The organism is uncultured Shewanella sp., assembly GCF_947501665.1.
Classification (GTDB): Bacteria; Pseudomonadota; Gammaproteobacteria; order Enterobacterales; family Shewanellaceae; genus Shewanella.
The window spans coordinates 126,996-152,263 of record NZ_CANMWS010000014.1 but is presented as its reverse complement, the minus strand read 5'-3'; the positions used below and the strand labels follow the sequence as shown (position 1 = coordinate 152,263).

Below are 25,268 nucleotides of genomic sequence, written 5' to 3'. Positions count from 1 at the left end.
GCCGGGGGTCGCGGGTTCGAGTCCCGTCCGCTCCGCCAACATTACGATAAGCCCTAACAGCAATGTTAGGGCTTTTTCGTGTCTGTCGTATTTATCAATGTTTGTTGTGTGACGTCGCGGATAAATTCCCCAGCTTCGCGTTCGAAAGCTCACGGCTTACGCCGTACTCACCCACCAACATAAAGACGAAAAAATATCCATGCACTTCACTGTCTGGAGCATAGTGTTCATGTTTGCAGAGTTTAGGGCTTTTATGAAAGGTATGCGATAATATCGATGTGTTGACACATTAGGTATCGGATTATTTATGGATTGTCGTTTAGGTTGTGGTGCCTGCTGCATTGCGCCGTCTATTAGCACTGTGATCCCAGGGATGCCGGAAGGTAAGCCTGCAGGGGTTCGTTGTATTCAACTTAATGAAGATAATCTATGTAAGCTGTTTGGTTTGCCTGAGCGCCCAGATGTTTGCCATATGTTTGCCGCAACAAAAGATGTTTGCGGCACGAACAAAGAAGAGGCCATTTGGCTGATTAATGAGCTGGAGGCAGCGACAGCTTAAGGTTGTTGTTTATCAAACCATGTGATCGCCGTGTTCAATAGTTTATCTTGCTGAATGTCGCTAAGGGCCATTAAAGAGAGCATTTGATCGGCTTCCGTTTTATCTAATGCAATTTTAATATTGGGCTCTATGCCTGTTTTGTTGATGTTTTTGCCTTTTGGTGTGGTGTAATTGGCTATGGTCAGTTTTATCGCATGACCATCTATGAGTGTGGGAATTAGGCTTTGAACTGTGCCTTTACCGTAACTGGTTTGCCCAATCAGTTTCGCTCTTTGATTATCTTGTAATGCTGCTGCTAACACCTCTGAAGCTGATGCTGAGCCTTTATTAATAATAACCAGTAAAGGGATTTGTTTATGCATACTTTTCGAAGACGCGTAATAGTCAGAATTAGCATCGAAGTAACGCCCTTGAGTGGAAACGATGAGGCCTTTATCGAGAAAGATATCTGCAATGCTAACCGCTTGATCTAATAGTCCACCAGGGTTATTGCGTAAATCTAAAATAATCCCTTGAAGAGGAATCGCTTGCCAATCGAATAGGTGGCTAATAATTTCTTTTGTTGAATTTTCTTGGAAGTTATATAAACGTATATAGCCAATTTGATTATCGAGCAATTGCGCCTTAACAGAGGTGATTTTTATTGTGCTGGGTTTTAATGTGACAGAGTAAGTTTTTTGTGTGCTGGCACGAGTGAGCATAATATCAATGGCTTTTTTATCTTTGCTGTGTTGCTTCATTTCACTTAAGAGTGCGTTAAGTTTATCTGAAGTGACGGTCTGCTGATTAAGGCTAATAATTTGATCGCCAGGTTTGATCCCGGCTTGAGCGGCAGGAGAATGAGCGAAAGGTGTGATGATAGTGATTTTGTCGTCTTCTATCGCAATTTCAATACCAAAACCAAAATATTCGCCATTATTGCTATCTTTAATATTTTGAAAATCTTGCTTATCCAGTAAACCAGAATAAGCATCAAGCTTATCAAAAACACCTTCAATGGCGGCTTGCATCAATTCATCTTCGCTGATTGGATCCACGTAATAGGTTTGTATTGAATCCATGACTTCAAGTAGAAGTGGGTAATGTGAGCGGAAACTATATTCTTGGGAGTGACTTTTTTCTAACAGAGTAATGGAAAGGCCGAGTGTTAAACCTATGGCGACACAACTTATATAACGATAAATTGACTTCATCTTAACCCCTTACTATAGAAAGGGAAAAAACCTTTTATCGTGTGCAATACCTTGCAGGATCGACGGCTTGTCCCTTATACCTTACTTCAAAGTATAGGCTAGGCTCGCTCTGTCCACCTGAACGTCCAACTAATGCAATCGTATCACCTTGCTGAACTTTATCTCCAGCTTCTTTTAATAAAGCTTGTGCATAACCATAGAGGCTCATATAACCTTTACCATGATCGATGACAAGCACCATACCAAAACCCCTTAACCAATCGGCATAAATGACTTTGCCTGATGCGATGGCCGCGACACTGCGTCCTTCTGGGGCTGAAATGGTGACACCTTTCCATTTTATTTTACCTGAACGGCTATTACCAAAAGCAGTTTTAATTCGCCCCGAGGTTGGCCACTTTAACTTTTTACTGCTTTTTAATCCGGCCATAGTGGAATTACTTTTCATCATGGCTAAAGTACGATCAACTAAGTGCTTTAAGCTGGCTTGCTCTATTTGAAGCTGTTCGAGCTTGGCGCCATGGGTATTTAACGTGCTTTGTAGCTGGGTTAAGGTATTTTTACGTTGAGCTTGTTCTTTTTTGAGTTTGTCGGCAAGGGTGTTTTGTTCCAGTATTAAACGGTTTAACTGGGTTTGGCGTTGTTCCTGTTCTCGTTCAATATCGTCAAGCTCATTGAGTGTTTGTTGTAACTTTTTTATGGAGGCTATTCGAGCGTTATTTAAGTACTGATAATAAGTTAACATACGCTCTATACTGGCAGGGGATTGCTGATTTAGCAGCATTTTACTGTAATCATAATTGCCAGCGAGGTAAGCACTGGTTAATTGCTTCGAAAGTACTTCTTGTTGAGTCTTTTTAGACTCATTAAGCACTTGCTTGCGCGTATTGAGCTTAGCTATTTCTGCTTCAGTTTCTTTTAAAGAGGCTTGAGTCTGATTCACTTTTTTAGCTACTGAAGCGATGGCTTTTTCATCTTCTTTGAGTAAATCCAGTAGCTGTTCACGTTGCCTGTACGTTGCTTTAACCGTCGAGGCCTGCTTATTGAGCTGTGCGGTGATCGTTTTCAATTCAGATTGACGCTGCTGCAGATCATTAGCCTGCAACGGCGAAGAGATAATAAGCAAGCCAGCTAATAGACTGGCTTGTGTGATCAGGCTTTTATTCACAGTAATTTATTTACTCATCGAGTTTGATGATTGAACGCCCCGTCATTTCTTGAGGAACGGCTTGTCCCATCAATGCTAACATAGTTGGAGCTAAATCACTCAATTTTCCGCCTTTTTCTATTGTGGCGGGTCGACCAAAATAGATAAGAGGAACGAGCTCGCTGGTATGAGCCGTATGGGCTTGACCGGTTTGGCTGTCAGTCATTTGCTCAGCATTACCATGATCGGCAGTAATTAAACACTCTCCGCCGACTTTTTCAAGGGCGTCGACAACCCGGCCAATACAAGTATCCACAGCTTCACACGCTTTTACTGCGGCATCAAAATTACCTGTATGACCCACCATATCGCCATTAGGGTAATTACAAATAATGACGTCAAATTTATTTGCTTCAATGGCTTCAACGAGCTTATCTGTGAGTAACGTTGAATTCATTTCAGGTTGAAGATCATAAGTGGCAACATTGGGAGAAGGAATGAGGATCCTTTCTTCGCCTTCAAAGGCTTGCTCTTTGCCGCCATTGAAAAAGAAGGTGACATGGGCATACTTTTCAGTTTCTGAAATTCTTAACTGTGTCTTATGGGTATTTTGCAGTGTTTCACCTAAGGTATTAACAAGATCTGTTGCAGGGTAAGCAATGGGCGCATTAATATCAGCGGCATATTCTGTGAGCATCACAAAATGGACATTAGGCGTTACTTGACGGTCAAAATTATCAAAATTCGCTTCCACAAAACTGCGAGTGATCTGCCGCGCTCTATCGGCTCTGAAATTCATAAAAATCAGTGAGTCATTATCGGTTAGCGTAATCGTATTGCCATTTGAGCTCGCAATGGTCGATGCTTTAACAAATTCATCATTTTCATCACGTGCGTAGGCGGCATCCAGTGCTTCTGCGGCGCTATCATAATGGAATAATCCTTTGCCTTGAGTGATCAGCTCATAAGCTTGAGAGACCCGCTCCCAACGATTGTCCCTATCCATAGCATAATAGCGACCAATGATAGACGCGATTTGGCCTGTACCCAGTTCGTTAAAGAGTGCTTCGAAGTGCACTAAGCTATTTTTAGCACTGCGAGGTGGCGTGTCTCGACCATCTAAAAAGGCATGTAAATACACATTTTTTGCGCCTCGTTTAACCGCTAAGCGGCACATTGCTTCAATATGGGCTTCATGACTATGTACGCCACCAGGGGATAATAATCCCATTAGATGCACAGCCCCATCTTTAGCTATTGCTTGGTCAATTGCGTGAACTAAGGCGGGATTTTCATCAAATTCACCGTCTTCTATGGCTTTACTGATACGGGTTAACTCTTGATAGACAATTCGGCCTGAACCGATATTAATATGCCCGACTTCTGAGTTACCCATTTGTCCATCAGGTAAGCCGACATCAATGCCTGAGCCTGAAATCAAGCTATTTGGATATTGAGCATTCAATTTATCTAACACTGGTGTGTTGGCATGATACACAGCATTGTTATCTGTATTTTCGCGATAACCCCAACCGTCTAATATGAGCAATGCCAATGGGCGTTTGCGAGTTGTCATGGTGATACCTCTAATGTTGTTCCTAAATGAAGGCAACTAGTATTACGTGCTAACAGTGATGGCAATGAACAGTTCTCGTTGGTCTCACATATAAAAGAAACACAAAAAGGGGGTGATGTTCCTTAGGAGCATCATTAGTTCATCTTTGTCATTGTTTACCAAGTCTAGTTGAGGCTTATTAGGTTAAGAATGATAAGTTTGAAATTGCACTCAGTTTACTACGAGCGTGGGCTCGCATAAAGCGCTTTACTTAGATTGAGGCGATAGGCTGGTTAAATTAGACAGTGACATACTGTTTAATTAATGCAGGTTATTTGCACTGTTATATCGGTGCTGAAACTCGCATTTTCAGGTAGTTTGGGGTTATACTTCGGCTCAATTAATCTGTAAGCCAAAATGAGTAGGCAGTGAATAATGCAAGAATATATTGAATTTTTAGAAGCAAACCCGATGCTTAGCTTGGCTTGGATCGGCTTGTTTGTCGGACTTATCGTAGTGACGTTTAAGACGAGTGTATCAAAAGTTAAGAATATTAAACATCAGCAAGCAGTATTGTTGATGAATAAAGAAAATGCACAAGTTGTTGATGTTAGAGCAAAAGCTGATTTTAAAAAAGGTCATATTGTTGACGCAATCAATGTTCCATTGGCGGATATTAAAAATAATAAAGTGTCAGCTCTTGAAAAGTTTAAAGCCAGTCCCATTATATTAGTATGTAGCGCAGGGATGACATCTTCTCAAGCGGCTCAGTTATTGGTTAAAAACGGTTTTGAACAGGTTTATAACTTAACGGGCGGTATGGGCGAATGGCAGTCGAGCAATTTACCTGTGTCTAAAAGCAAAAAATAAGTGAGACGTAAAAAATTATCTGCACGTATTGCTTTTTGATTAATTTATTGATTAAAGTGATATGGCTTTTATAATGAGTCAAAAATAAAATGTGCGATGTAATTGGTTTAAAATGTTTTATATCAATGCATTAGCATAAAAAATTAACAATGCGGGAACCCACACCCACTCAAATAAGAGTCAGTGTGACACCCCTGAAATGAGATCTTAATAAACTCAAGTTAAGCTGGTTGAGTTTGACTTAAGTGTTAAGGCTCTTAATTAACTGATTGGTAGGATACTATGGCTGAAGAAGTAGCAAGCAACGAACAAACTGGACCACAATTTAATATTCAACGTATCTATACTAAGGATATTTCTTTTGAAACCCCTAACAGTCCTGCTGTTTTTCAAAAAGAATGGTCTCCAGAGGTTAAATTAGATCTTGATACTCGTACTGAAAAGTTAGCTGATGATGTATATGAAGTGGTATTGTCTTTGACTGTGACTGCTAAAAACGGTGACGAGACGGCTTTCTTATGTGAAGTACAACAAGCGGGTATCTTCTCAATTACGGGTCTTACAGAACCACAACTTGCTCATTCTTTAGGTGCTTACTGCCCTAATGTATTGTTCCCTTATGCAAGAGAAACTGTGGGTAGTTTAGTGGGTCGTGGTACATTCCCACAACTGAATCTTGCGCCAGTGAACTTTGATGCATTATTTGCACAGCATATGCAACAACAGCAAGAAGCTCAAGCGCAACAAGCAGAAGCTAACGCGTAATTGGCTATATGAAAAAGACTGCCGATATAACGGTATTAGGGGCGGGGTCTTACGGCACCGCCCTTGCTATTTCTTTAGCTAATAATGGCCACAATACCCTACTTTGGGGCCACAATCCTCAGCATATAGAGCAATTACAAGCACAACGTTGCCATCAAAATGCTTTACCTGATATCTCTTTCCCTGATTGCTTACAACTTGAATCTAATTTAAAAGTCGCCCTTGAGGCATCGAATAATATTCTGGTTGTGGTGCCTAGTCATGTTTTCGGTAACGTCTTAAATCAAGCGAAAGATTTATTACGCAGTGATAGTCGTATCGTTTGGGCCACAAAAGGTTTAGAGCCTGAAACGGGTCGCTTATTACAAGATGTCGCTCGGGATGTTATTGGTGAAGAGTACCCTCTTGCCGTGTTATCAGGACCGACATTTGCTAAAGAGCTTGCTGCGGGTTTACCGACTGCGATATCCATAGCGGGTACCGATAAAGCTTTCACTCAAGATCTTATTCATTTACTTCATTGCCCTAAACGGCTACGAGTGTATGCCAATGATGACTTTATTGGTTTGCAATTAGGCGGTGCGGTCAAAAATGTCATGGCGATTGGCGCAGGTCTGTCTGATGGCATTGGTTTTGGTGCTAACGCCCGTACGGCCATGATCACACGTGGGCTAGTGGAGCTTTCTCGATTGGGCAAAGCGGTTGGTGCGCAAGCGGATACCTTTATGGGGATGGCCGGCTTAGGGGATTTGGTGCTCACCTGTACGGATAATCAGTCTCGAAACCGTCGCTTTGGTTTAGCCTTAGGTAAAGGATTGGATGTTGATACGGCGCAAGCTGAAATTGGTCAAGTGGTAGAAGGTTACCGAAATACTAAAGAAGTTTACGTATTAGCCCAGCGCCTTGGCGTGGAAATGCCGATAGTGGAGCAAGTTTATCAAGTGCTTTACCAAAATAAGCCTGCACTGGATGCTGCTAAAGCATTGTTAAGCCGAGAGCAAAAATCTGAGACGAAAAAAACCAGTGAGTAGTTTAAGATTTGAATGCGTGAAGAGAGATTAAAGGATGCTACAATAGCATCCTTTTTTATGACAAAGTTGGGCAAGGTTTAAGTGAAACATCAAGATGTGGTAGTAATAGGTGCAGGTGCTGCTGGACTCATGTGCGCATTAACGGCAGGCTATAGAGGTCGTAATGTATTGCTTCTCGATAATGCTAAACAACTTGGTCGTAAAATATTGATCAGTGGTGGTGGCCGCTGTAATTTTACTAACTTAGGTATCGAGCCGACGGCGTATTTATGTCAAAACCCGCATTTTTGTAAATCCGCGTTAGCCCGTTATACCCAGTGGGACTTTATCGCCATGGTAGAGCGCCACGGGATCGACTATCACGAGAAAACCTTAGGTCAGTTGTTTTGCGATGACAGCGCGAAACAAATTGTAGAAATGCTGAAAACAGAATGCGAATGGGCGGAGGTGAATACTGCGCTTCGCACCGATGTCTTGTCAATTGAGCCGACGTCATCGGGGTATCAGCTGGATACATCCCAAGGACAATATACCTGTGAGTCGCTAGTTATCGCTACCGGCGGTTTATCCATGCCAAAATTGGGCGCAACGCCTTTTGGTTATCAAGTGGCTGAGCAGTTTAAGGTACCCGTATTGCCCACCTCGGCGGCATTAGTCCCCTTTACACTGCAAGTGGCTGATAAAGCCAAGTTTGAGTGTTTATCGGGAATCGCATTACCTGTCATTGCAACAGCTGAGTGCGGTAAAAGCTTTAAAGAAGCCTTGCTGTTTACCCATAGAGGTTTAAGCGGACCATCGGTGTTGCAAATATCCTCTTACTGGCAACCGGGTCAAGCGGTGCGTTTCAATTTGCTGCCTGAGCTTGATTTCATGACTTGGCTTAGTGATACCGTTAAAGAGTCACCTAAGCTGTCATTAAAAAATGCCTTATGCCGCATTTTCCCCAAACGCTTTGTTGAGCGACTGCTAGAACTAGGAGAGTTAGATGGAATGGGCGGGAAAGGTGCTCAGACATCAGATAAAAGCCAAAGAGGCCTTATAGGGGCAAAGAGCATTAATCAGCTCAGTAAAGCCGAGCAAGCTTTTTTACTTAACTACTTTACTCAGTGGACTGTTTTCCCCAATGGCACCGAAGGCTACCGTACTGCTGAGGTGACCTTAGGCGGTGTCGATACTGACGCACTCTCGTCTAAAACCATGGAAGTCAAAGCCCAAAAAGGCTTGTACTTTATTGGTGAAGTCGTCGATGTGAGCGGCTGGCTAGGAGGCTATAACTTCCAGTGGGCTTGGTCTAGCGGTTATGCGGCAGGAGAGGTTTGCTAGCTTTGTGTTTGACAAAAAAGTATCAAATGAAAACTGATGACATTTTTATGTGTGATGGTGGTATTGATTAAGTGTGTTGTTAGTGGAATCTTCATGGGTATCGATTGTCTGCCGCAGGCTTTTGTGTAGAGACATCTGCGACACACAACAATAACTCATTGTGTAGTATCTGAGCTGCATGCTAGCACTGTATTTATTAATTTTCTTATTTAGATTCGAATAGAACGATCTGTAAATAGGACAAAAAATCCCTTTTATTATTAATCAATTGTGGTAAATTATCGCCCTTAGGGAAAGGATGCGCGAAGTGATCTTGATTAAGTAAGCAGGGCATGAAGTAGGCGTGCTTTAATAAGGGAATTAGGGAGCAGTATGTCAGGGAAGGTAGTGCAACTTCATCAATTGATGGAGCATGAAGCGTTAAGCATTGAAACGGATTTTACTCATCTTAAAGATAATGAATTAAAGGCTTACCTTGCCACAGGCGAGTCACTATCCAGTCTTAAAACCGCCCTCACTCGCGGTGAAAAGCTTTTACTGGCCGATAAACCCACAAAACCTATGTTCATTATGGGGTTCGCTGATACCGAACTCAGCATGGAAGATAGACTAAAGGTCATTCTTCACAGCCTTAAGCCTGTGCAGATCAGGCGAGTGAATCCTGCCATCAATAATGACTATCCAAAGGACGTGATTAAAGCCATCGATACCCGCTTAGGCACTGCAGGTGGCATGATCGCTATTGGCGGCAATCCGTACAAAAGCCCCTCATCGGATAACCTGCATCCTCCTGCGCCCATGAAAAAGCGTACACAGGAACCTGTGATTGATGATGATCCCCCTAAGCAGACGGGGCCTGATAAATTTGCCAAATTTTACTTACCAGCTTATGGCAATAAGGTGTTTGCTAAGTCAATTGTATTGGGTAAACACGTCTCCGATATGCGCACAGAAGTTGAGTCGGCGAAAAACTTTGGTGTATTGAGCTTGTTTAGTCTGACATCAAATAGTGTCAATAGCGTGTCTTCAAATGCCACAGAAGAAAATAATGTGTATGAAAATCAAACCTTATTGCTTAAACGGGCAGATACGCAAGAGAATGATAGAGGTGAGTGGTCATTCTCTGGTAAAGCGGTGAGCCGTTTTACGTCTTATACCCAACTGTTGGCACAGTGGGCTAAAAATACAGGTGGTGCGCAGTACGAAGATTTCGATTTTCCAGTGCTAAAAGAGGCTGACACTCGGGTAAAGTTCTATTATGAATTGCCGTCAGAGCAAGCGCTGAAAAATGACAATAATCTTGATCGCAATCAGCCTGTTTTAAAGGCTGTACATACCGATGATAAACAAGTCTATTCCGATAAAGTCAAAGTTGTTCAGGCAGTCATTGATGGTGACGGTATTCGCGCCGATTTAACAGAAGAGCTGAGCCTTCATTGGCAGCCTCAAGTTAGCGAAGCAGGTGAAGAGACTGCTAATAAGAGCAATTTGCCCGCATCGACTTTAGATGAAGCCACCAATGACGCCTTATGGAATTTGAAAGCACAACCCCAAACGGAAGTGGAGGCGAACAATATCGTTGAGCCGAATATCGAGGCCATAGTGAACTTTCCAACGGAGTTAAAGCTCAAGCCTGTGTATTTGGCGGTGCATACGGGGGAAGATGATGAAATGGATCTTAAATGGCTTAAAGTGCCTAAAGGGCAACTTACCTTTGGCGTTGAAGGCAATGACATCGATGGTAATATTTATTTTTCCCGTACAGCTCATTTACCTCATTCAGGCGATACAGTAATTGGAGCATCGGGTATAACCATTGGTAGAGGGTTAGATGTCGGCTCAAGAAGCGCTAAAGAAGTGCAAGAATTATTTGATAAAGTGGCTAAAGATTGTCGCCCTATTGCACCAGAATTATTGGACTTTCTTAAGGCATCTGCTGGCATGAAAGGCGGATCAAATAAAACAGGGGAAGGATTAACAGGAGCGGCTAAAGACGCTCATATAGCCAGAGAAAAAGCAGATGATAAGGCACTTATTGCTCACTACAAGAAATATCAGGGTTTAATCAGCAAAGACAAGCTCACTTTGACCCGAAAACAACAACATCATCTATTTATGGCCATATATGGAGATTACGAGGAGAAAACAAAATACTTACTCACAAAATCGGATGTAAAAAGGGAAGTTGGTATTGTTGATTGGGAGAAATTACCGAATAATGTCAAAGAAGTACTCGTTGATATGACTTATCGTGGTGATAATACAGGAACAGGCGATAAACGTGGCTCTACTCGTGCTTGGTTTATACCTGCATTAGAAGCTGATCAAAAGAGTGGTGTTACAGGAAATTTAACTAACTTCATTGACATAATGGATAATAAAGAGAAGTGGAACAATATCTATGGTGTCGATAAAAATAGAATAATGGAACGAGTGAAATGGTTAAAATTATAATAAGTTTTTTAGTATGTATATTTGTCACACATTCAGCTTTCGCTAATGACGCTTTAACTATAAATAATATTGTTTATTATCAATCTAACTATGACTATAAATCTAAAAAAGAAGATATTATTGCCTACGTATTGAAGAATGACCCTTGCATTACAGTACAAGTTTTCCCTGATGGAAAATCAAAGCGATACTGTCAAATGGGAGAATCAGGACTGAACCTTGAGAAAGATAGCCCGACTATTTATGTAACTGATCTATATGTATCCCCTGTTAGTGTTAGTTTTACGATTGCTGCACCTTGGAATGAACAACAATGTAAAATAAAAGCCTTTGCTAATGAAATAAATTGCAAGCCTACAGGTCATTAACACTTAATTTCTTTCTTCTTTAATTCACCAAGGCATTATCAAGTGCCTTGGCATCATAGGGGCAGTTTTAGCCTCCACCTAATGAACTCATAATACTGTACACATCTAATCACATTCGGCCTCATTCATGCTGGCCGCTAACGGCCGCAAGGCTGGCAAACTTTTTGTAGAGAAAGGGAGAGGAAACCGTTGAAGTCCTAGGCGAGATGAAAGACGCTCTAAAAGTGGTGCGTAACAACAACCCCAAAAAACAGCTATACAAAAAAGATCCGTCCATCCCTAACCATCAAGCGGATCTCAATACTCGTACCTTTGTGACGCCTTTGAAAGAGAAGGCACCTGCGACGGGGAATAGTGATAAGGGAAATGATGGTTCGAATGTCCATCCGTTGCTAACACGCATGAAACCCTTTAAAGCTCCCTGCTTTGAACCCAGCAAGAACATTAAAAATAAATTTAAAGATGATCCTAAAAAATTGGAACAACACTATGCTCGTCAATTACAGCATCAACAGAACGGCCTCAATGATTTAAGCATTGGTGAGTACATTGACAATCGAGATCGTTACAAGGAAATGAAGCGAAAAGGCACTGGTTCGGCACAAAAAGATTTTAGAAAAAGCTTCAAAAGTAAACTGTCAAAGTCTTTAGAGGAATCTTATGAAAATAATCCAAACATTGAATTATCTCCTAAGGAAATAGAAATAAAAGCCAATAAAAGAACTGAAGAAATCATGAAAGATTTAGCCGCATTGCATGATCCTGACATGATTGCAGGCGGTAATGATAAAGTCGAACGCATGGGCAATAAACGAGTGAATTCATCAATAGGCCCACAGTGGAACCGAAAACCTAATTCAGAACAATATGATCGAACCGATAAAACGCGTGTGCAATTAATGGATGAACAAGTCGAGCTCGCTAAACAAAAATATGGTCGTGATGCCAAATTAAACATACAATTAAGCCGCTGTCAGGTAAGGAAATAACTAATGCAATTTGATGAATATTTTGAATATTTTTTAGAAAAATTTGACCAACCGACCAGCCAACTGGTCGCGACACCAGAAGAAATCGAAGAATACCGCGACGTACTGCCAGACAGGTTACTGGAGTACTGGGGAAAAATCGGTTTTTCAGGCTTTAAAGAGGGGTTATTTTGGATCACCAACCCTGCCGATTACGTTGATATTTTAGACCGATTTTTGGATGATACTCTGTTTCCCGATATCGATACTTATCATGTCATCGCCCGCAGTGCTTGGGGAGAATTATATCTCTGGGGAGAAAAAACAGGGGCATCTCTAGAAGTTTCTCCTTATTTAAACTGGATAACCACAGCCCAAGATAGCAAAAAAGAAATAAAGAAAGGGCTGGCGGATAAAAAAATAGAACGTTTTTTTGCGTACACGAAAATACATGACGTTGATATAGAAGGTGAAGATGATAAACCATTATTTGAACGCACGCTGAAAACTCTAGGGCCATTAACAGAAACCGAAGTTTACGGCTTTGCACCTTATTTGTTTATGGGGGGACAAAAGAAGCTGGCTAATATCCAAAAGTTGGACTTAATTACTCACCTTAACCTCATTGCCGACATGGGCGATATGGAAATCATTGATATGGCAGCCTTAGTTAGCCAAACCATGAAAGAGCATGGTGCATAAGCCATGTATTGGGTTATGTTTACAGAACGGAAAAGCGTCGAAGAGAAAAGATTATCAGGTGTGCCGCCACTAATCGATGAGTTACATTTAAAATGTAATGAGGGGAAAAACATAACGAGATCATTTCCTGTTATTGAATTTACACCAAAGGAAGATTTCCATTGTCTAACTGATAATTTAACAGCGGCTGGCTTTTCGGGGTTGATTGCAAATAAACGAGTATCAGAAACATTGCGAGAAATAGGGGTTAATAATATTCAGCAATTCCCAGTACTTTTGAAGGAGGTCAATGGTAATCAAGATTGTACGGATTATGATTTAATTAACATCATTGGTGATGCAGACATTGTGGATTATGATAAATCCGATATCACACTTAATTCACCTGGCGACATTATGCTCATCGATTCTTTATCTTTCATTGATACTTCTGATATTCCTTTACCATATGTGTTTCGCTTAACCAGTTTTCTGCCTTTAATTATTGCTCATGATAAGGTTAAACAGGCTTTTGAAACCAATAATATAACTGGGTTTACCTTCTACAAACCTGAAGATTTTTATCTGTAAATCACAAAATCCTAAAGCGGTTTTTCTTCGGGGGGTTGTATTATTAATATTGAGGCATCAATGATACCTCGGTATTTTTGTTGTAGGGAAGATAAGCCTGATCCCCTAGTCATATATAGAGCGGTACAAAATCGCTATTGTAATTTAAATGTGGCTTTAGTTTACTTGCTTCCTTACGGGCAAACTTTATTGTCATTTTTTGTCCTTACGGGCAGACTTTATTGTTCCATCACAGTTGTAGAGATATATTTAAATTTGAGACAAACCATCTTAAAATGAGACAAAACTAAGTTTGTCTCATTTTAAAAATTAACTCTTACTGGGTAGCCAAGCGCTCTCAAAGATTTATTTGTTCTACCGTTTCGAGGCGGTGTGGTCTCAGGCTGTGCCCACCCGACTACTTCGGCAATTGAGTTAATTCCATAATGAGGAATCCAAAGGTCATCAGTCATACTTGCAGCGTAAATACGTTCCCATATATTTTCAGGTTTTCCCGTATACAGAATATCAAATAAAATTTGGCGAATGTCTTGGCCCTTTTTATTACGTTGAGCCATTAGCCATTTCGCAAATAATGGTATTCGTTCTTCACGCGATAGTGTTTTTGTATCTGCGCGACTTAAAGTTGCCGTAGACATTTTTATTAAATGATCTTTAGTTGCATGAGTACATCTGCACATTTCTTCAATGTCAGTTAAGAATAATGTTAATAGTTTGTCTTTTGCCAGAAGTTCACGAATTTTTGGCGCACTATAATTGAAAGTGTCATCTTCATTAGAAGGGGCTTCTGAACTCGCCTTCCACCATATTAGAGCATCCATTAAAGCTGAATTAGGATTTTTTTCATGGGAAGAGTAAAATTTTTCGAATGGATAGGTATTATTCTGTTGTCTAACCTGATTGTAATAGTAGGCGTGTAAGAATTGATCTACTTGCCAATAAGTAGGAGTATCAGCAGAAATCCATTTAGGACGATAGTCATTAATTTGGGATGCGATATTATCTATCGTTGTAATTGTAGATTGCCACTCTTGTCTAAACCGTTCTTTTTTCTTATCAACAATAGAACCTTTTGTGTAATCACTTACTCCATTGAATATTGGAACTTTTCTGGTTTTCTTTGCCCTGTTCTCGATTTCCTCTAAACCAGCCTTATTTCGTAATTCTAAAATATCTTTTTGCTCATCTATAATACTCTGAGAAAGTGGAATTGCTTCTTCTAAATTGCTTAATTCATTGAAAAAGTCATCGAGCTGAGGAATGATGTTGTTAGCAACAAGCTCTTCTTCCGTAAAAAATATTCCTGTTTCTATGTTTGTCCACCATGCTCTATTCGTTAAATTGGCCGAACCAATGTACGCTCCATAGCCTTTCCACCATATTATTTTCGAATGCAATACGTCCGGTATCAATTGGCAAAATATGTTGTTATTAATATTTCTCAATAGCTGAGTAAGTAACCGTGGTTGAACAGGCACGGTATGATCATAACGCATCCAAATATCTAACCGATATTTATGATCAAGACAGTTTTTTAAAAGAGTATCGGTATCATCACCATAGGCAATAGCAGCCAATACACCATCGACTTCATCTCCTATTTTGGGTAAATGAGAAGATAAAAACTGTTTATTCACACCGCTTGCTATTAACTTCATATTTTTCATCCATAAAAAAGCCGCATATTTTGCGGCTTATTAATTATTCCACAGTACTATCAGGTAATCCAGCTGCTACATCTTTAAATGCTTGTGAGTAACTCTTATGTGAATTCATAGACAGCCATCATTAATGGCATTGTTAACCCTTTATTTGTTTAAATTCGAGATCACATTAGGGGGCTGACTTGAAGTGAAATTGTTTTTTGAATAGGTATTCTATTCAAAAAGTTATGGACTACATTATACGTTATTAAGGTAGTGGTTTCTTTTTAGCTATAAGTCACACACTACCTTACTCTATGTCAGCTATATTAATTACTTATAAAATGAATCAATACTTATTATCTGATAATGGCTTAATTGCAAACTGATACTGACTGATACTTGATGGTGTTAGCTGGCCTAATACTTGAGCGGCATAACGAGTGATCTTGCTACTAAAAGTACTTTTATCTGTAAGCGTACTGATTAAATTATAATAACGATGGCCCTGCTGTTTACCAATAACCTTCATTAACCAAGCTACGGCATCTTCAGTTTTACTGTCTTCAGCATGCCTATTTTTCCAAATGGTATCGGCTATTTTGTCTAACTCTACTTCAGATAATTGATTATTTTTATAATATTCTTTAGCAATATATTGTAAACGTATTCCTGTAACGTTTAATTGAGTCGTTATCAATTCTGGATCACGACTAATCTCAGGCATAACTTTTAATACATTTTGTGCTTGCTTTTTAAAAGTTGTAAACCTGATTTTACCCAATCCATCATAAATATAGTCGATGTGACTTGGACGCTGACTGAAGAAATTTCCACTATCATACAAAGTTGAATCAGGCTCTCCAATTTTTGAGAGTACTAAAGCAAGGCTCTCTCCTCCACTAATTTGTGAAAATAGTGTAAATTTGTTTTGTTGAACGGCCTCTAATGGTATATGAATATTATTTGTGTTTACTTCAAAATCTTTGGCGGCAACAATGCGTGATTCTTTCTGATCTTCTTCAAGTAACACTACATCCGAGACAATGTTACCGTGCATATCTTCTATCCATACACTTGAATGTTCTTGGGTTAATTCACCAGAGACTAAGTAGTGTTTATCTGCTTCAGGTTTAAATATCACTTCTCCCTGAACACCATAGTTTGATCCTGCATTTAAAATATAACCAATTGGTGCGCCATGCATTGTTGCACCTGACAAGAATAAAGTGGTTTCCGCTGCAGGTAATCGATGAGTATAACCTCGAGTGATAAGCAATCCATTTTTCCCCGCAGAAGCCCCGCTACTTGCCCTAGCAGCATTATAAACATTTTTATTATTGATTTTTTCAATATAAAACATATCCGCCGTTCTTGAACTTTGGATGGTAAAGCTATCATCTATTGTTGTAATTGGGCCTGAATAATCTTTAGGAATAGGGCTGTGATAACTGACACACCCCCCCAATAATAAGCTAATAATCAAAACACAGTATTTCATGATATACAATTTCCTTATTGTCATAAATCGCGCGCATTATGTCCATAATTTCAAATTAATTCAAACAATAAGTGATTTAAATAGTACCAATCAGGTGGTTGTTGGTGGATGAAGATTACAAGGTAACTTCTATGAACAAGGCATAGGGGTAATATGGTAAACACATTGGTTTGTTGGTAGAAAGGGGGGGAGTTTGACTGGAATATTAGTTTAGTTTTTGATAAAAGCTGTTCATTTGCCATAAAATTCTCTGCTAGCCGAAGTAGATGATGCTCAAAGGAAAGGATGCATATAATAATGATAAATAAGAATAATGCTGTTTATAATGACTGGTTTGATGATTTTGACTGGAAAGATCCAAATAAATGTTATTTAAAGCGGGAAGAATATGGGAAATATCTTTCTTCTTATATTCGAAATCAAAAAAATGGGTTGGTGCTTAATTTAAATGGTGAGTGGGGGACAGGAAAGACGTTTTTTATAAAACAACTTTATACTAATTTACTTAAAACTCATGAAAAACCAACTGTGTACATTAATGCATGGAAATCAGACTTTTCGAATGATCCTTTATTGGTCATTATTGCTGAATTGCTTGAGCAAATGTCAGCGCTTTTTTCTAGTGATGATGAACAAAAGAAAGCAAAAAATGAAAGTAAAACTAAAGAGATATTTTCAAAGCTAGGTTCTTTGAGTAAGAAGGTTTATAACGGCGGTTTAGATGTTGCGGCAGCATATGTTTCCAGTAAAAATGAAAAGTGGGAGACGGGGCTTGATGCAACTGCACTGGTAACTATAGCGAGTCACCTTAAAGTTACCGATGGCAATAAATTACAAGTCGATGAACCTAGATTTGGACGAAGTCTGAGCGATAATTACAAAAAACAAATAAAAGCAATTGAAGACACAAAAAGCCTTATGTCGGCATATGCGGAGTTAATTTGCGGAACCGATAAAAGCAAAGAGGCAGATACAAATAAAAAACAAGGCAAGATTTATGTGTTAGTTGACGAGCTTGATCGTTGTAGGCCTTCTTACGCTATTGAATTATTGGAAACCATTAAACATTTCTTTGATATCCCCAATTTCGTTTTTGTGGTTGCGACTGATACTACACAATTGAGCCATTCTATAAAAGCTGTGTACGGTAATGATTTTAATGGGCAAGAGTATTTAACTCGATTTTTTAATCGAACAGCGACAGTTCCTCAGGGTAATCTCAAAGGATTTGTTAAAGCATTGATTAAAGAAACTTGTATTATAGAGTCATTCGAAAAAGGAATAATGTTTCCAGGTAAGGATTCTGATGCATATCCATGTCAGTCAAATGAAGATTTTATCGTAAAAGAAATCACTCATATTGCGGTTATGTATGATATTAAACTGAGAAAGCTTGAGCAGTTTATTGCGAAGTTTGAATCTATAGTTGTCGAAGCTTATGAAATACCTAATGTTATATTCGATTTTAGAATGTTATTGCAGTTATTAGCGGAATATTCCACTGATGGATTTTATGAGTGTTACTTACTGAGAAAGCAAGATAAAAGCGATACTTTTAATCCTGCTCCCAAGACGGTCGAAAAGCTGGGTTGGGATAGGTATCAAACAGATTTAATAGGGCATTTGTTGAGGGGGAAAAACCTTGAATATAAGTTACCAGTAGATAAATATAATGACTCTCAGCAAGTGTCATATTTGAGAGAAAAGTATAATGCGAGTTGGTTGTTTCTTGCCAATTGTGCTGGTCCTGACATTAATTTTTTAAAAGTTGGTGGTTTATTCAGTTCAATGAAGCGCCCAAGAAATGATACTCTAATGTATTATAAATACAACACATATCAACGATACGCAAAGCTAACACAAGATATGCACAATTCTTTGACCCACTCATCAACAAAATACAATGTCTTCCCTAAAGAGATGTACTTTAAAAAAGTTGAAATAGCAGACTCTTTAACATGAATTGAACTCCATACTTGAAACAGAACATCTAGCCGACATCGAACAAACACACTGTTTTTAGCTTTACCACTTAGTGTAAGTGAATGCGAGGGCTTCGGTTTCAGGGATGAAATCGCAGAGCGCCCATGGATGGGTTTACAGCGTCCCGAGAGTTACTTGCACATAAACCTGCGGTAGCAATTTAAACTCAAAAGGGTAGAAGCATTAACAATACAAGGGGCATTAACTGGTAAGTTTATGGCGCCCCCATATTCGGGTCTTAGTCCATTAAGGCCCCATTTCAAACCCATGTATACCTTGTGGTTGAAAGAACCACAGAGGGTTTAGGAATACACCTTACCCAAAAAGATGCGCAGCATATCTGTGACAAACTTGGGTTGTTCAAGATTAGAGATATGCCCTGCGTTAGGAATTTGAATGAGCTGGGCATTGGTGATGCTGTCTTGCATTAAGTAAGACTCAAGTACCGGGCGAGGATTATCTTCTTGGCCGACGGCGATGAGTACGGGTAGGGCAAAATTAGCCAGTTCATCCATTTGATCGCGGCGATTAAAGACGATTTTACCCATACGAGCAATTTGTACCGCACGTTCACCGGTAAGGTTAGAGAGGTACTGTTTGAAAGAGTTAACCAATTCAGGTGAGTCTTGGTGTGCATTATTTGCAAAAAATAATGAACTGACGGCGTCAACAATCGGTTGAGGCACCGTTTTGAGATGAGCGATGGTATCGAGCATTTGCATGTATTTTTGATGAGTGACTTCAGGCTCGAGCCCGACAAAGGTATCCATGAGGACTAAGGCTTGTACTCGACTGGGCGCAAGGGTAGTGAGCTCTGATCCCCACATGCCACCTACAGAAAGCCCCACGATAACAAATTTTTCAATATCAAGACTATCCATTAATGCCAGTACCTGCTGAGCATAATCTTTGAGACAGTGGGTTTGGCTGGGTGCCGATTGAGACTGACCATGGCTCCAAAATTCTGGCACGATACAACGGTAGTGTTGGCTGAGTGCCTTGATTTGTGGCGCCCACATATGACTATCCCATAAAAAGCTGTGTCCCAATAAAATAACAGGCCCTTGACCGACATCTTGATAAGCCATTTGGCTCCCATCAACAGCAAACATGTTCATTTTTTGCGCTCTCTATTACAAGATTATAGGTGAGCAAGATTATCATTACTAATATTTTATAACAGCTTATGAAGGGGAATTTATTGCCGTTATTGTGTGCTTTATGTCAGTTTTTAACTTGGATCTACGTGCTGGATCTGTTAACGTGCGTTCTTCGTTGCTTATGTGCATGCTGATATAAATGCTAGGCACTAGCCATTATAGCCTTAGTCATAAGCGGTGGGAATGTTGAAAAACCGTCAGTGAAGCCTCTCTTCATGACCGCATTCTTTGAGCTTGCCTCATCTTTTCCTTTTAAATGAAAATGCAATTATTTCTGTCTCAATTGTCACTTTTAGGTGTGCTGACATCTTGATTGTCCTTCATTTTTATCTGTTTTACATTCTTTAATGGAATATTTATGTTTAGTCGTTTTAAGCGTCCCTTTGCCCGTAGGGGGATCTCCCATGAAGGGAAAGGATTTCGTGTGATCATGATTTTTATTTTTCTCGCGGCAGCAATGGAGACCGATATCTATTTACCAGCCTTTCCGGATATTTTGCATGCACTACATACCAATGAGTCGATGGTGCAGCGGATCTTAAGTATTAACTTTATTGGTGTCTGTATTGGATCTTTACTCTATGGCCCATTGTCGGATCATTTTGGGAGAAAACCAGTATTGATGTTTGGTTTTTCCCTATTTACTTTAGCGAGTGTGGGTTGTGTTTTTGCGTTAAGCATTGAACAGTTATTGTTGTTTCGATTAATACAAGGTTTTGGCAGTGCCGCTTGTATAATCGTGGGGACGGCAATGATTTTTGATTTGTTTGAAGAAGAGCAAGCAGCAAAAATGGTGAGCGATCTCAATACATTGGTGGTTAGCCTTATTGCACTGGCACCATTAATCGGTGGCTGGATAAATGTGAATTGGGGTTATCAGGCCAGTTTTGTGTTTATTGCAGGATTAGTGCTTGTTTCGGCGCTAAAGTGTTGGTGGTTCATACCCGAGTCATTAGCAGTGTCTAAAAGAAAAAAACTTAAGCCTGTTACGGTGATGTATGATTATAAACAGGTTTTATCGACATCGGCTTTTTGGTACAACACCTTGGCGACCAGCTTGATGCTATCGGCCTATTTAGTGTTTGTATCAAATATGTCTTTATTATTTATTAATGAATTACATGTGGTTAAAGCGCATTTTCCTTACTTTCAAATAGCAATATTAGGTACTTTTGTTTTGGTCAGTATTAATAATGGTCGTTTGATTGATAAGTGGGGAATGGAAGGATTGAAGTACTTTGGACTGTTAGTGATTACTGGTGCTGCAGTGCTCTTTTTATTTTCCACTGAACAGCAGTTGGCTTCGCCCTTTTATTTAACCGCCGTTATGTGTCTATTTTCGGTTGGCGCGGGTTGCTCTATTGGGATCTTTTTTACCCAATCTATGCAAGCTTGTCCAGATTTAACGGGGATTGCGGCTTCTTTAGTGACGGCGATTCGTTTGTGTATTGTGGCAGTCGCTATTGATTTTAGTAGTGCTCAGTATGACGGTAGTGCGACTTCGGTTGTGTTATCGGTTGCCGTGTTTGTAGCTTTGCTGGTTTTGGTTTGTTTTGTCCATGTGAGTCATATTCGGTGGCAACGTCGACGCATCAAATAAGCAGTTGTTGACAGTAGGCAGTGTAGGGTTCCATTGTCTACTTTTCTCTTTCTCTTTCTCTTTCTCTTTCTCTTTCTCTTTCTCTTTCTCTTTAGTTGCGATTGATTGGTCACAAAAGCATATCCCATGATTAGTTGATTTTTCTAATGGACTGCTTGTTATTCTTTTTAGTGATTTAACCTGTAAACCTTCCTTTAAACGTAGAATTGTTTGACAACTTGATTAAATTTAGGCCATAGTGTTGATACATTTGTAACTAAAATGATTTTATTTGTATTTGTTTTAACTTGTTATTTATTAGTATGTTGTTTAGCTTTGTCTAATTATCTTGATTAGGTAGGCTTTCTTTTTAGGGGCCGATGTAACATTTTGGTGGTTTTTCTTGAAATGAGAAATACGGTCGAATGAGCATGGGATAAATAGTAGGTCGTTTATGCAGTTTTTTACTATTGATGCTAAAAGCAATTTAACGAATGAGCAGATCTTAGCCTCAGCCAATGAGGGTGAGTGCCAGTATATTGAAAAAATCACCGAACATCTGATACAAGCAGAGCAATGGTTAAAGCAATATTTAGCCAGACCTCATGTTTCACTGGGTCGAAAAGGGCCTGTTTGTCCCTTTGTGCCAGCTGCGCTGAATAAACGCAAAGCACTTGTGTCTTATTTGCTGTATGACACCTCGACTCAAGACCGTGAGATTGAAAGTATGTTGCTTGCCTATGGCGAATACTTCAGAAGTTTGCCTGAAAGCCATCTCAATACCATAGTGATTGTGATGGTGAATAAAGAGGAAGGTGAGGCATTGGGGGCGGGGATTGTGGAGCGGGTGCAGCGGGCACTTAAGTCTGAATTTATGTCTTATGACACCATGATTGGACAGTTTTACTCCAAATGTCCGATCACAGGTTTACATAATGATGACTTTTATCCTTTTGATTCTCAGCTACCTATGATTGGAATACGCCATATTATGCCGCAAGATCTGGTGTTCGTGAGTGATGATAGTGAGCACACCAAAATTTATCTTGAAAAGCACAATATTTTTAACCGTGAGCAGCTGATGCAGGTATTGGGAAGTGTTGGTATGGCTAAAAATGAAAATGTATTGCGTCATGTTGAGGCGATTTACCGTTAATCCTATCTGAGTATACAAAGCAGTTAGGTTATTTGTTCTGTATTCTGGTGTTGACATTAAAAAGGTTGTTTATGGCTCTTTTTCCTAAAGTGATCGATGATATTCATTATAAGCCTATGCAGTTTGCTCATATTAATGAGGTGGCTGATATTTTAACCAGCGCGTTTATTAGTTTTGAACCTGGCGCGATTGCGATGCATATTGAAAAAACTGAGATGATTGATTTTGTTCATCATCTTTGCTTACGCATTTATGAGCAAAACCTGAGTATTGTCGCCATTGATGTACGCGATAATGATCGCGTCGTAGGGGCGTTCATTGCCCATGACTTGCAGGATGATTTATCCAGTATCCATGTATGCGAAGCCTTATTGCCAATGATGACCTTGATTGATGAAGCCATTAGTGAAATAAAGCCGCTGGATGATAAGAAAACACTGGATCAAGTCATGATAGGTGTGGATTTAGCCTATGCTGGAAAAGGTATTGCAGCTCAGCTGATTGATTTGTCACGCAGACAAGCAATAGTCATGGGTTTTGAGCGCTTTATTGGTGTGATGACATCGCCTGTGACTTACCATATTGCTCAGCAAGTGAGTGCAGGAGGACATCATCATTTCATTGAAAAGCGTTATGCTGATTTTAGGTATGAAGGGCGCACTATATTCAATAATATCAATGAAAAAATGCCTGCAGCATTAAAGTGGCGCTCTGATCCGGTTTATGGCATTTTAGTGCAAGATTTCAGTCTACCGATGCGTGAAAAACCGACCGAGAGTATTGAACAAGAGTATCTAGATTTATTGGCTGGCATTAAAAGCCGTAAGCGGCAGATGTTAGGCAAACCGGGCAATATGGCGTTTGATTTTTCATCCCTTAGCGACGGCCTTGAGGTGCTGATGAACAATAGTGGCGATCCTTTTTGTGCATCGTCCCATCGATTAAGCACGAAAGGTTTTGAGCGTAAAGTGATCCACTTTTTTGCCAAGCAATATGGATTAAGTGAAGATAATACCTATGGATATGTGACCAGTGGTGGCACTGAAGCCATGGAATATGGCTTGCTTAAAGGCTTTAAACAATTTCCTAATGCGGTTGTGTTGTTGTCAAAAGAGAGTCATTACAGTGCAGTGAGCATTGTTGAAAAATATAATAAAAAATATGAGCTATTACCTTGTTTGAGTAATGGTGAAATCGATTATACAGCATTCCAAAATACGCTAATGACTATCGAGGAACCTGTAGTGGTGTTGGCAAATATCGGCAGTACTATGAAAGGCGCCATAGATGACGTGGCACAAATAAAAGCCCTACTAGGTGATAAACCTCATTTCATTCATGGCGATGCGGCTTTGCATGGCAGTTTTTTACCTTTTTTGCCTGAGGTGTATGGCGCTAAAAAACTCATTATAGGTGAAGATGTGGATGCATTGTCGATAAGCCTGCACAAGTTTTTAGGCAATATTACTCCAGCAGGTTTAGTACTGACGAAAAAACAAGATAACAACGGGGCCATTAAGCAAGACTACATTGAATATATTGCCAGTGACAATAATACTCTAACCTGTTCTCGATCAGGATTAGCCGCTTTATTAGCAGCTTACCGTATTGATACTTTACAAGAAAATGGGATTAAAGAACAAGGAATGCGTTGTGTAGATTTAGCGCTTTATTTGCAAACACAACTCAAGTTTAAGGGGATTGAGGCTGAGCTTAATAACGCTTCTAATATCGTTTATATGCCCGCACCGAATGAGGTTATTTGTCAAAAATGGATGTTACCTGTTACTCAAGGCATGTCTCATGTGGTAGTCATGCCCCATGCTGATAAGTCTTTGTTAGATGAGTTTGTTGCTGAACTGAGTTGAATCTACTGGGTTTTGATGGGAATGTGTATGGTCATTTCGCTATTTGTCGCGTGTGGATTATAACCTGAGGGGTAAAGTTCAAAATCCGGCTGATCAATATATTCGTAATGGGATTTTGGCAGCCAACTTCCCCATATATATCTTAGGGTCTTATCCAAGTGAGCGATGGGACCTTTATGGGTAAATTGAGCGTACAATTGCTCGGGGAGCTCTCGAGTGAGCATACCTAGTGGTACGTCATTAAAATGGTGTACGGCCACAGAGCAGATATAACTAAAATTGACTTCTTCACCTTTTTCTTGATAAGACTCATAAATACCAAAAGCTTGCTCGCTGGCGCGATGTTTTATTTTATCCCGAAAGGGCCTAAATGCTGACCAGAGTTGGGTGAGATCTAATGCGGCATTGTCGTATTGGGTTGCAATCCCCACAACTTTTAAGCGAGGACGTGTCACGATTTGCGGTTGCATTGAGAGTTCATTTTGCAAAAAATCGAGCATATCCGGGGTAAAGACGTCTTTGTATAATAAGCGTGTAGCGGTTTTTTGCTTGCGGTGCTTTTGATTACGGTACTGTGCAGGTGTGATATTAAAGGCGGCTTTAAAAGCGCGGGTAAATGCTTCTTGTGAGTCAAATTGACAATCTAACGCTAAAGATAAAATACCTATATCTTCGTTAAGCAATCTTTGTGCGGCTAACGTTAACCGACGTTTACGCAAATATTCTTTTGGCGTATCTCCCACTAAACTTCTAAAAATTCGACTAAAATGATAGGTCGAATAATGAGAAGCCGCAGCGACATCGTGGATTGAAATTCTATTATTTAAGTTATTCTCTATAAAATCGATACTTTTAAAAAATCGTTGCATATAG

21 protein-coding genes are annotated in these 25,268 nt (G+C 39.8%); 14 read left to right on the top strand and 7 right to left on the bottom strand.

Annotation, left to right across the window (positions count from 1 at the left end; genetic code table 11):
- Positions 1–307 precede the first annotated feature (307 nt).
- Positions 308–559: a YkgJ family cysteine cluster protein gene (locus Q0976_RS12710; RefSeq protein WP_299494189.1), complete on the top strand. Its 252-nt coding sequence runs from the start codon at positions 308–310 to the stop codon at positions 557–559.
- On the opposite strand, the gene Q0976_RS12705 is transcribed toward Q0976_RS12710, so the two are convergent.
- From Q0976_RS12705 to gpmM, 3 genes are read right to left on the bottom strand one after another with little or no spacing between them, the layout of a single operon-like run.
- Entirely contained in the window at positions 556–1,752 is a 1,197-nt protein-coding gene (locus Q0976_RS12705) for a S41 family peptidase (protein WP_299494187.1), read from the bottom strand. The two genes, Q0976_RS12710 and Q0976_RS12705, sit on opposite strands and share 4 nt — an antisense overlap.
- A 34-nt stretch (positions 1,753–1,786) precedes the next feature.
- Entirely contained in the window at positions 1,787–2,920 is a 1,134-nt protein-coding gene (locus Q0976_RS12700; RefSeq protein ID WP_299494186.1) for a peptidoglycan DD-metalloendopeptidase family protein, read from the bottom strand.
- A 10-nt stretch (positions 2,921–2,930) separates the two neighbouring features.
- Positions 2,931–4,475, bottom strand: coding sequence for a 2,3-bisphosphoglycerate-independent phosphoglycerate mutase (gpmM, locus tag Q0976_RS12695; protein WP_299494185.1), 1,545 nt, complete (start codon positions 4,473–4,475; stop codon positions 2,931–2,933).
- Positions 4,476–4,889: 414 nt separating this feature from the next.
- On the opposite strand from gpmM, the gene Q0976_RS12690 reads away from it, so the two are divergent.
- From Q0976_RS12690 to Q0976_RS12650, 9 genes are all read left to right on the top strand, one after another.
- Entirely contained in the window at positions 4,890–5,324 is a 435-nt protein-coding gene (locus Q0976_RS12690; RefSeq protein WP_299494184.1) for a rhodanese-like domain-containing protein, read from the top strand.
- Positions 5,325–5,606: 282 nt separating this feature from the next.
- Positions 5,607–6,089 carry a protein-export chaperone SecB gene (gene secB / locus Q0976_RS12685; protein WP_299494183.1) on the top strand — a complete coding sequence of 161 codons (483 nt, stop codon included), beginning with the start codon at positions 5,607–5,609 and terminating at the stop codon, positions 6,087–6,089.
- 8 nt (positions 6,090–6,097) lie between these two features.
- Entirely contained in the window at positions 6,098–7,120 is a 1,023-nt protein-coding gene (gene gpsA, locus Q0976_RS12680) for an NAD(P)H-dependent glycerol-3-phosphate dehydrogenase (protein ID WP_299494182.1), read from the top strand.
- 81 nt (positions 7,121–7,201) lie between these two features.
- The gene (locus Q0976_RS12675; RefSeq protein ID WP_299494181.1) at positions 7,202–8,443 is read left to right on the top strand and encodes an NAD(P)/FAD-dependent oxidoreductase; all 1,242 of its coding nucleotides are present in this window, start codon (positions 7,202–7,204) and stop codon (positions 8,441–8,443) included.
- A 372-nt stretch (positions 8,444–8,815) separates the two neighbouring features.
- Positions 8,816–10,897, top strand: coding sequence for an S-type pyocin domain-containing protein (locus Q0976_RS12670; RefSeq protein ID WP_299494180.1), 2,082 nt, complete (start codon positions 8,816–8,818; stop codon positions 10,895–10,897).
- On the top strand, positions 10,882–11,265 hold the full coding sequence (locus Q0976_RS12665; RefSeq protein WP_299494179.1) for a hypothetical protein: 384 nt from the start codon (positions 10,882–10,884) through the stop codon (positions 11,263–11,265). Before Q0976_RS12670 ends, Q0976_RS12665 begins: the two co-directional genes overlap by 16 nt.
- 206 nt (positions 11,266–11,471) lie before the next feature.
- Positions 11,472–12,254 carry a polymorphic toxin type 15 domain-containing protein gene (locus tag Q0976_RS12660; RefSeq protein WP_299494178.1) on the top strand — a complete coding sequence of 261 codons (783 nt, stop codon included), beginning with the start codon at positions 11,472–11,474 and terminating at the stop codon, positions 12,252–12,254.
- 3 nt (positions 12,255–12,257) lie between these two features.
- Positions 12,258–12,935 carry a GAD-like domain-containing protein gene (locus Q0976_RS12655; RefSeq protein ID WP_299494177.1) on the top strand — a complete coding sequence of 226 codons (678 nt, stop codon included), beginning with the start codon at positions 12,258–12,260 and terminating at the stop codon, positions 12,933–12,935.
- Between the two features lie 3 nt (positions 12,936–12,938).
- Complete coding sequence (locus Q0976_RS12650; RefSeq protein WP_299494176.1) at positions 12,939–13,505, top strand: DUF1629 domain-containing protein; 567 nt, start codon at positions 12,939–12,941, stop codon at positions 13,503–13,505.
- Between the two features lie 302 nt (positions 13,506–13,807).
- Here Q0976_RS12650 and Q0976_RS12645 read toward each other — a convergent pair whose 3' ends face one another.
- Entirely contained in the window at positions 13,808–15,163 is a 1,356-nt protein-coding gene (locus Q0976_RS12645; protein WP_299494175.1) for a phospholipase D-like domain-containing protein, read from the bottom strand.
- A 334-nt stretch (positions 15,164–15,497) separates the two neighbouring features.
- Positions 15,498–16,649, bottom strand: coding sequence for a hypothetical protein (locus Q0976_RS12640; protein ID WP_299494174.1), 1,152 nt, complete (start codon positions 16,647–16,649; stop codon positions 15,498–15,500).
- Positions 16,650–16,946: 297 nt separating this feature from the next.
- Between Q0976_RS12640 and Q0976_RS12635 the strand changes: the two genes are divergently transcribed.
- On the top strand, positions 16,947–18,611 hold the full coding sequence (locus Q0976_RS12635) for a P-loop NTPase fold protein (RefSeq protein WP_299494173.1): 1,665 nt from the start codon (positions 16,947–16,949) through the stop codon (positions 18,609–18,611).
- A 323-nt stretch (positions 18,612–18,934) separates the two neighbouring features.
- Here Q0976_RS12635 and Q0976_RS12630 read toward each other — a convergent pair whose 3' ends face one another.
- Positions 18,935–19,750 (bottom strand): alpha/beta fold hydrolase, encoded by an 816-nt coding sequence (locus tag Q0976_RS12630; RefSeq protein ID WP_299494172.1) that lies wholly within the window; start codon positions 19,748–19,750, stop codon positions 18,935–18,937.
- 400 nt (positions 19,751–20,150) lie between these two features.
- Between Q0976_RS12630 and Q0976_RS12625 the strand changes: the two genes are divergently transcribed.
- The 3 genes from Q0976_RS12625 (at position 20,151) to Q0976_RS12615 (ending at position 24,395) form a co-directional block, all read left to right on the top strand.
- Positions 20,151–21,392, top strand: coding sequence for a multidrug effflux MFS transporter (locus Q0976_RS12625; RefSeq protein WP_299494171.1), 1,242 nt, complete (start codon positions 20,151–20,153; stop codon positions 21,390–21,392).
- A gap of 433 nt (positions 21,393–21,825) precedes the next feature.
- The gene (locus Q0976_RS12620) at positions 21,826–22,527 is read left to right on the top strand and encodes a DUF6875 domain-containing protein (RefSeq protein ID WP_299494170.1); all 702 of its coding nucleotides are present in this window, start codon (positions 21,826–21,828) and stop codon (positions 22,525–22,527) included.
- Between the two features lie 71 nt (positions 22,528–22,598).
- Positions 22,599–24,395 (top strand): aminotransferase class I/II-fold pyridoxal phosphate-dependent enzyme, encoded by a 1,797-nt coding sequence (locus tag Q0976_RS12615; RefSeq protein ID WP_299494169.1) that lies wholly within the window; start codon positions 22,599–22,601, stop codon positions 24,393–24,395.
- Positions 24,396–24,397: 2 nt separating this feature from the next.
- Here Q0976_RS12615 and Q0976_RS12610 read toward each other — a convergent pair whose 3' ends face one another.
- Positions 24,398–25,264 carry an AraC family transcriptional regulator gene (locus tag Q0976_RS12610; RefSeq protein ID WP_299494168.1) on the bottom strand — a complete coding sequence of 289 codons (867 nt, stop codon included), beginning with the start codon at positions 25,262–25,264 and terminating at the stop codon, positions 24,398–24,400.
- Positions 25,265–25,268 lie beyond the last annotated feature (4 nt).

Coding starts and splice junctions, on each gene's coding strand:
- Q0976_RS12710 (WP_299494189.1), top strand. CDS start 308: ATGGATTGTCGTTTAGGTTGTGGTGCCTGCTGCATTGCGCCGTCTATT.
- Q0976_RS12705 (WP_299494187.1), bottom strand. CDS start 1,752: ATGAAGTCAATTTATCGTTATATAAGTTGTGTCGCCATAGGTTTAACA.
- gpmM (WP_299494185.1), bottom strand. CDS start 4,475: ATGACAACTCGCAAACGCCCATTGGCATTGCTCATATTAGACGGTTGG.
- Q0976_RS12690 (WP_299494184.1), top strand. CDS start 4,890: ATGCAAGAATATATTGAATTTTTAGAAGCAAACCCGATGCTTAGCTTG.
- secB (WP_299494183.1), top strand. CDS start 5,607: ATGGCTGAAGAAGTAGCAAGCAACGAACAAACTGGACCACAATTTAAT.
- gpsA (WP_299494182.1), top strand. CDS start 6,098: ATGAAAAAGACTGCCGATATAACGGTATTAGGGGCGGGGTCTTACGGC.
- Q0976_RS12670 (WP_299494180.1), top strand. CDS start 8,816: ATGTCAGGGAAGGTAGTGCAACTTCATCAATTGATGGAGCATGAAGCG.
- Q0976_RS12665 (WP_299494179.1), top strand. CDS start 10,882: ATGGTTAAAATTATAATAAGTTTTTTAGTATGTATATTTGTCACACAT.
- Q0976_RS12660 (WP_299494178.1), top strand. CDS start 11,472: ATGAAAGACGCTCTAAAAGTGGTGCGTAACAACAACCCCAAAAAACAG.
- Q0976_RS12655 (WP_299494177.1), top strand. CDS start 12,258: ATGCAATTTGATGAATATTTTGAATATTTTTTAGAAAAATTTGACCAA.
- Q0976_RS12650 (WP_299494176.1), top strand. CDS start 12,939: ATGTATTGGGTTATGTTTACAGAACGGAAAAGCGTCGAAGAGAAAAGA.
- Q0976_RS12645 (WP_299494175.1), bottom strand. CDS start 15,163: ATGAAGTTAATAGCAAGCGGTGTGAATAAACAGTTTTTATCTTCTCAT.
- Q0976_RS12640 (WP_299494174.1), bottom strand. CDS start 16,649: ATGAAATACTGTGTTTTGATTATTAGCTTATTATTGGGGGGGTGTGTC.
- Q0976_RS12635 (WP_299494173.1), top strand. CDS start 16,947: ATGATAAATAAGAATAATGCTGTTTATAATGACTGGTTTGATGATTTT.
- Q0976_RS12630 (WP_299494172.1), bottom strand. CDS start 19,750: ATGAACATGTTTGCTGTTGATGGGAGCCAAATGGCTTATCAAGATGTC.
- Q0976_RS12625 (WP_299494171.1), top strand. CDS start 20,151: ATGTTTAGTCGTTTTAAGCGTCCCTTTGCCCGTAGGGGGATCTCCCAT.
- Q0976_RS12620 (WP_299494170.1), top strand. CDS start 21,826: ATGCAGTTTTTTACTATTGATGCTAAAAGCAATTTAACGAATGAGCAG.
- Q0976_RS12615 (WP_299494169.1), top strand. CDS start 22,599: ATGGCTCTTTTTCCTAAAGTGATCGATGATATTCATTATAAGCCTATG.
- Q0976_RS12610 (WP_299494168.1), bottom strand. CDS start 25,264: ATGCAACGATTTTTTAAAAGTATCGATTTTATAGAGAATAACTTAAAT.